The sequence below is a fragment of the Paenibacillus hemerocallicola genome (assembly GCF_006265175.1).
GTDB classification, from domain to species: domain Bacteria; phylum Bacillota; class Bacilli; order Paenibacillales; family NBRC-103111; genus Paenibacillus_AB; species Paenibacillus_AB hemerocallicola.
In genome coordinates this window covers 1-6,608 of record NZ_VDCQ01000136.1, presented here as the reverse complement: position 1 = coordinate 6,608, position 6,608 = coordinate 1, and the positions used below count along the sequence as shown (strand labels likewise).

Below are 6,608 nucleotides of genomic sequence, written 5' to 3'. Positions count from 1 at the left end.
GTGCATCACAGATTGTCGCTCCCTTTCGGGAAGCACTCATGGGAGATTAATCCTACTCTGGTTGCTGCACCAGCCTCATTTTTATGTTCAGCCTTGTAAGGTCTTTGGTACTTTAATTACATAACTCTTCTTCCGACACAGCCTTTTTTTTAAAAATCATTCGGCTAGGTCTAGTTTATTATTGTCTTTTTGAGGTTTTTCGGTGGATTTAATTTTCATGGGAGTTCAAACAATTGAAGAACCCATTTTTTCATTTGAGCTACAACATCAGCTACATCGGCAACCGTACTATCAACAATATGCAATGTATATTTCTAAGTTTGTAGCAGCCTGCAGTGCCGGTTTATTTGATGCTGCACTTAATATGCTCTGGAATGAAACAGTAGTGAATCTCCGTGAAAAAGTAAAACGTTTTGATATGGATTATTTCCTAGATAGCGTAATAACAGATTCAAAGCGAAGAGCAGCATTTAGGTCAGAGGATGATCTTGCTAAACTAGAAGAATGGGAACTTGTGAAAGGATGTAGAGATACTGGAATCATCACCGATATCGGATTCAAGCATCTCGACTACATTCGAGATAAGCGAAACCATGCTAGTGCTGCCCATCCCAATCATAACGACTTATCTGGTTTGCAACTCGTTTCATGGTTAGAAACGTGCATTAAAGAAGTGCTTGTCAAAGAACCTAAAGGTGCTGTAGTCCAAATTAACAGCTACTTCACAACCTTAGGACACAGACCCTATCCATGTGCTGGAATTATATGTCGCGATTCTAAAAAAGACGTTCGCCCATAACGGGTAACCTTCTTTACACAGGCTGCCTTTTCAATTATCATTCACGCTTCAGCAGGATTTTCGGGGCCGCTATATGCTTTGTAGGCGTATCTGTCATGCTGTGGGCACCGAGAAGCTAGGCTTAAAGATTTATTGTGAATAAACTGTCCTTAATGTCGCCCTTCCCCCGATCAAGCCTGACGATGCCGATATGTGCTGATCGCCTTCCGGCATGGAACATGCTATGGTTCGGCACGTTTGCCGATCCTAGAAACAACTTTACAGAAGGGACAAAACGCTAAGCATTTTGGCTAAGAAAAACATCAATTAATCCTTGGTATTTAAGGGTTTTTGGCCCTTTACGTAGCGAGGCTGCTGGTTCATACCAGCAGCCTCGCTCAAAATGAATATTAAGCTATCGTTCTCCATTAGTTCAACCTAAACTCCATCTTTCTACTCTTCGTTGCCATTCCGATCGGTTCACATATTTCACCACTCTTACTCTTTAACCAAAATAGTTATGTTGAGCATTCTCACTTTAGCTAATTGAGAAAGGCAGCCTATCGTAAATAGCCGGCTGCCTCAAATGTCCTTTTTGAGCTATCGTCTCCGTCCATTATCCTTTTAAGAAAAATTCGTAAAGATGGGGTTGCTCGGTTGCAGATAGACAACGGAGTTTAGTGCAATATTTGGCGATAATCGTTTAGAAAACAAAAATTAAAAACGATTGATTCCGTGCATAAAATTCAAAATTGTTTCAAGGCGTATTTTATCAGCACAATCTTCGCAACAAAAAAACTTAACCTTTCTTTCCTTAGCTTGTTTATATTTTAGTGAACCTTCGTATATTTTGAATGTTTTTTTACAACAATAACAAAGTACATCATAGTAAAACATTGTTAACCTCCTTAGTGACACATCATTTCTTAGTTGATATGTCGAAGATTGTAACCAGTTCTCTCGTATATTCCTGAACATCTAAATGAGGCTTTCTCATTAATTCAATGGTGAACCCGTCAATGGCATTTCTTATTGTTAGCGCCATCACCCTTGCCGATGGTTTGGTAAATTCCCGGAAAATCCCTTCTTGCATCCCTAGGGTGAGAATATTTTCAATTGGAAGTAAAACAGCTTCATCATGGTCTGATGCAAACTGAAGTTTACCATCAGCAGTTATCTTATTCGAAAGCAATTCAATAACAGCGAAAACATGCTGCCGATTTTCATCTACGAATGTAAGATTGGATTCAATATACACCCGAAGCATTTCTTTAGGAGATTTTTGAGTTTCTATTCGTGGAGCAATATATGAATGCCAAGCCATATAGTATTCGATAGCTACTTGCTCCAGTAATTCCTCTTTATTTGCAAAGTGATAAGAAATAACCCCCTTACTGATTTTCGCACGTTTTGCAATCTCTCCTAAAGAGGCTTGAGTGTAACCTACTTCTGCGATTGTCTCAATCGCACATTCCACAATTTGAGCTCTACGGGCTTTTTCGATGAATGACATTTGTTTTTGGTTGGTTGGTTTATTTTTTTTACTCATGTTTTAATTTTAGTACAGTCGTACGAAAAAATCAAACAAAAAAACCATTTAGGTGAATATTATCTAAATGGTTTTTGAACTCCTTTATACAACTAAACTGCCCGTTACTTCAACGGACAACGGCAGCCGCCCATCTGGCCGGCTGCCGTCATCTTGGTTGAACTATCGTAATCCGATAGCTTAATGATCTTCATTAGCAGCTTGAAAAATGGGAGAAGCCAGATTATTTCAAAGGATCAGGGTGCAGCGCTGCAAACAGATTCAATATGATAGTTGCTGTGGCCTTGGCCGAGGCCGGCAGTTGGATTTCCACGGAACGGAATACGCCGCCTCCACCGCCATGTTCCTGATAAGCAACACCGTGAAGAGCGTATCCACTCTTCTCCGTCTGCTTGCGGTAGGCCACTAGATTCGGTGTGAGTGTGGTCCGTTCGTTAATCCCAGGCTGAGGGTTCACTTCGTATCCCTGCTCCTCCGCCCATGATTTCAGTTGCGGAAAATAAGTACCGATATTCGGGATAAGGCAACCCTGACAGCCTCCCTGATCAAAGTAATCGATGAACTGCTCGGGGTCATCCGGATGGACCAGCCGAATGCCATGAGAACCATTGGCACCGACATCAGCCGATAATAAGCTCCAGTCCTTGGGCGCTAACAGCAGTACGCCATGCTCGTTATCCCCCAAGTTCATCCAATAAGCGGCGAGCGACTTGCGAAACCCTGAAGGAATAACATAGGATTCGACCTTGATCGTCTTCTGCGGGGCAAGCATTGGCGGACCATTGGGGCCATCGAGTCCATAATTTGCCCGGATGCAACGCAGAGGTAGCCGCGTTGTTTGAGCTCCCCGGCCAAATTCGGAAGTTCCGCAGACCTCCAGCCGATTCGGTTGTGGTTCAAGGACAGAGGTCGATCGGTCTGACATAGACAGTGAAGGCTCGGCCACCGGTTCATCGGACGGCGGTGATTGAGGTGCGGTAACTGGCCCAACAACTTGTGGAGATGGCTGCGAAGCAATCGACATACCACTTTCCGTCGTAGCCGAAGTCTTGGGTACTGCTGTCGTTGCTGCCGGGCCAGTCTCATCGCTGCACGCGATAATCGAGGTCAAGATCAGAAGTCCAAGGAACATTGTGCTTTTTTTAAGTCGAGACTCCATTTCATGCTACTCTCCTGTTAATTAGAATCCATATACTCCCTATAGACGTTTATTTTAGGGTAATTGTTGCGTTATCCGGTAGCATCTTAGTCATAGAACTATTGTTCTCCGTTAGTTCAATGAGTTGAACTACCATTTATGACTCGATTCACCGCGCTGCCTGTAACGGCAAGTTAAGAAACTTCGTTATCCACTACGGATGACCATGACGATATCGTTCATAAGTTGTAGTCATACAATAGGCGGCGTGCAAATGAGCAGCATGTTGCCTTCCGGGTCGAAGGCGTGACAGCCACGCCTCCCGTCTGGAAACGGCCGGATTCCGTCTGTTTTGACGCCTTTTTGCGTTAACTCCTGGAAAACCTGATCCACATCGGACGTTTCAAAGAAAAAGACGGAGTACGGCAGCGGCGTAATGTTCTCATGCTCTGTTTGCAGCAACATAAGTCCCGCCCCTTCCATTTTGAACTCGAGGTCTCCCTCTGCCAGCACCTCAAACGGGAACACCATCTTATACCACTCTTTTCCTTTCTTCAAGTTTTTCAAATGAATGAAGCAGGTATTGATTCGATTTCTGATGAGCATCTGCAAAACTCCCCTCAAATTGGATCTTCATCACTTTATACACGAATCAACACAAACAAACGATACGGTGCTTCCGTCGTCTTAAGCATGTCAGCAATCTCCCGTGAGTTGTACTCGAAAACATCGGCCAGCAACACAACGGCGACCTGAAAGGGCGGTCGCCGAACCGGCATATACCGATCAACTTCTGGCATGGGACATGCTACGGCTCTTAAAGACTCTCGGGCACCGTTGGCCGAAAAAAACACTTTACAGAAGGGACATTCTATCCAGTTATTTGGTTAGCTTCTCCATAATCCAACCTTGATTTATAGGGATTTATGGTGACTAATGATTAATTCACCTGTTATTGATCTAAATAATTTTATTAGATTGCACAACATAACTGCCGGTTACTTCAATAGAAAAGAGGAGCTGCCTTATAGCAAGCTCCTCCACTTTCGTATCCGTTAGCTTAATGGTCTTGACACATCATTAAGGTATTCCCGTCTTGATCTTTAAAGAGGAACCAAGATACTTTTGGTCCACGGTCTATTCCATAGCTTAATTTAAAGCCGAGCTCCTGTACGTTATCCTTAGCTTCATCAATGTCTGTAGTACCTAATTTCAAAGAAACTGGAAGCCATTCGGGTATTGGTCTTCCTACCATTCCATCAGAATCTAAAATGATGCCGTTAGGCATAAAATATAAATGACCAAACAGTACTTCTTCTTCCTGTACTGGATAACCAAAAAGCTTACTGTACATCACAATTGCATTTTTAAGTCACGGACGTAAATAAAATACCCATTTACTGTTTCTTGAATCAATTTTTCAGATGTACTCATAAATCACTCAACCTCCAGTTAGGATGCTAAAACAACAATTGTGTTAATTTTTTCCTAATCTTAATCATACCGTACAAATGTTCTCAGGTGTAAACAATTTCTTGCAAAAAACCCCGTTAGTTGAGTAAAGGCAGCCGATCTTTCCTGACCGGCTGCCTTCGTGTCTAATTGAGCTCTCGTACCCGTCCATAGGTTTTAAGGGTTTATCTCACATATACTCACTCATTCGCGGCGGCCCGTATTTCTATGGCGTCATCCGTAATCTCATCGATCTCGAAGTCGTGATCCTGGAATAACACACTTTTAAATTGCCAATCGATTATCGATTACCTCTTCGGCATCTTGGATGGTATCCTCACGAAAGCCGAAAAACTCTCTGATTTGTGTTCGGTGACAGGTAATGGAACGGCCAGCCCAATAATATTCTGCATACAGTTCTGCCGGCGTGAAACGTGCTCAGCAAACTGAAGACATGGATGAAGCGTCCCTTGTGTCTTGAGCTGCGTAAGCTAACCAACCAAAAGCACAATCAAGCAATCTATGAGAAACATAATAAATTGCAAAATGTTATATTTGGAATTAAGGGTTTTCATGAAAAGGAGGACAATTACCATGGCAAATACAACCTTGAGGACTTGTAAAAATGGTCACAACTACTATAAAAGCTCTGATTGCCCAACTTGCCCTGTATGCGAGGCAGAAAGAGTGATCGAGAGTGATTTTCTCTCCAAGATAGGTGCACCTGCCCGAAGGGCTCTTGAACGGATCGATATTACATCACTCCAACGCCTGTCAGAGTATGCTGAGACGGATATCTTGAAGCTACATGGAGTCGGTCCGAGTACGATTCCAAAGCTAAGAATCGCATTGGAGGAGTTTGGTTTATCATTTAAGAAATCGAAATAACATGTCGATCATATTAACCATTACTCCAGCTTCGATCATCAGAAATATACTACTGCCTAAAGAAAAAATCTCTGAATCGCATCACAAGTCATTTAAAACGTTAGTTTAATGATTCAGCGACAGTCTAGCACTTTATTTTCTCGTCCATGGCTGTCGCTGTTTCAATCTCTGGAATCAGCTAATATTTATTTTGGAGCTATCCGACACCTGGCGGCCCTCCTTCGAGACCCAGCTTCCAAACCACTTTACAGAAGGGACATTCTGTAAACTCGTGGCAGTGAGATAATAGATTTCATAATTCCAAACTCCACAGGACCTGTTTGAGTTACATTTCTCCCAAACAGGATATCTATAGACACCCCAAAGAAATCAGCAAGAACGGGTAATAAGTCAACATCTGGACTACCGCCGCTTTCCCATTTTGATACAGCCTGTGGAGGCACTCCAGCCACCTAGGCTAATGTTTCCTGCGTTATACCTTTATTCCGACGTAATTCTAAAATGTTTTACCTAATGTATTTTCTTTCATGCTCTTGCCTCCATTTTTTCAAAACAGTTTACCTGTATTGTAGTTGACTTTATTACTTAACAAAATGGAGTCTATTTTGAAAAATACAATTATTAGTTGATACCGTCAATATAAAAACAACTTCAGGTTGATTAATTCACCTATTATTGATCTAAATAATTTTATTAGATTGCACAACATAACTGCCGGTTACTAAGAGGAGCTGCCTTATAGCAAGCTCCTCCACTTTCGTGCCCGTTAGCCCTCCATGCCCTGTCGGGCACCACAGATAATG

8 protein-coding genes are annotated in these 6,608 nt (G+C 42.4%); 2 read left to right on the top strand and 6 right to left on the bottom strand.

Annotated elements, in window-relative coordinates; translation table 11 throughout:
- The first annotated feature begins 202 nt into the window (after nucleotides 1-202).
- Nucleotides 203-799 (top strand): hypothetical protein, encoded by a 597-nt coding sequence (locus FE784_RS40310; protein ID WP_218103893.1) that lies wholly within the window; start codon nucleotides 203-205, stop codon nucleotides 797-799.
- 696 nt (nucleotides 800-1,495) lie between these two features.
- On the opposite strand, the gene FE784_RS40305 is transcribed toward FE784_RS40310, so the two are convergent.
- The 5 genes from FE784_RS40305 to FE784_RS40285 form a co-directional block, all read right to left on the bottom strand.
- Nucleotides 1,496-1,675 (bottom strand): DUF2197 domain-containing protein, encoded by a 180-nt coding sequence (locus FE784_RS40305; protein ID WP_139607941.1) that lies wholly within the window; start codon nucleotides 1,673-1,675, stop codon nucleotides 1,496-1,498.
- Between the two features lie 22 nt (nucleotides 1,676-1,697).
- Nucleotides 1,698-2,327, bottom strand: coding sequence for a TetR/AcrR family transcriptional regulator (locus tag FE784_RS40300; RefSeq protein ID WP_139607940.1), 630 nt, complete (start codon nucleotides 2,325-2,327; stop codon nucleotides 1,698-1,700).
- A gap of 223 nt (nucleotides 2,328-2,550) precedes the next feature.
- On the bottom strand, nucleotides 2,551-3,486 hold the full coding sequence (locus FE784_RS40295; RefSeq protein WP_139607939.1) for a DUF4850 domain-containing protein: 936 nt from the start codon (nucleotides 3,484-3,486) through the stop codon (nucleotides 2,551-2,553).
- Between the two features lie 231 nt (nucleotides 3,487-3,717).
- Entirely contained in the window at nucleotides 3,718-4,071 is a 354-nt protein-coding gene (locus tag FE784_RS40290; protein ID WP_139607938.1) for a VOC family protein, read from the bottom strand.
- A gap of 454 nt (nucleotides 4,072-4,525) precedes the next feature.
- Nucleotides 4,526-4,819, bottom strand: a complete 294-nt coding sequence (locus FE784_RS40285) for a VOC family protein (protein WP_139607937.1) — start codon at nucleotides 4,817-4,819, stop codon at nucleotides 4,526-4,528.
- Nucleotides 4,820-5,511: 692 nt separating this feature from the next.
- On the opposite strand from FE784_RS40285, the gene FE784_RS40280 reads away from it, so the two are divergent.
- Complete coding sequence (locus FE784_RS40280) at nucleotides 5,512-5,805, top strand: RNA polymerase alpha subunit C-terminal domain-containing protein (RefSeq protein ID WP_139607936.1); 294 nt, start codon at nucleotides 5,512-5,514, stop codon at nucleotides 5,803-5,805.
- 245 nt (nucleotides 5,806-6,050) lie between these two features.
- Here FE784_RS40280 and FE784_RS40275 read toward each other — a convergent pair whose 3' ends face one another.
- Nucleotides 6,051-6,248, bottom strand: coding sequence for a helix-turn-helix domain-containing protein (locus FE784_RS40275; protein WP_218103894.1), 198 nt, complete (start codon nucleotides 6,246-6,248; stop codon nucleotides 6,051-6,053).
- Between the last annotated feature and the right edge of the window lie 360 nt (nucleotides 6,249-6,608).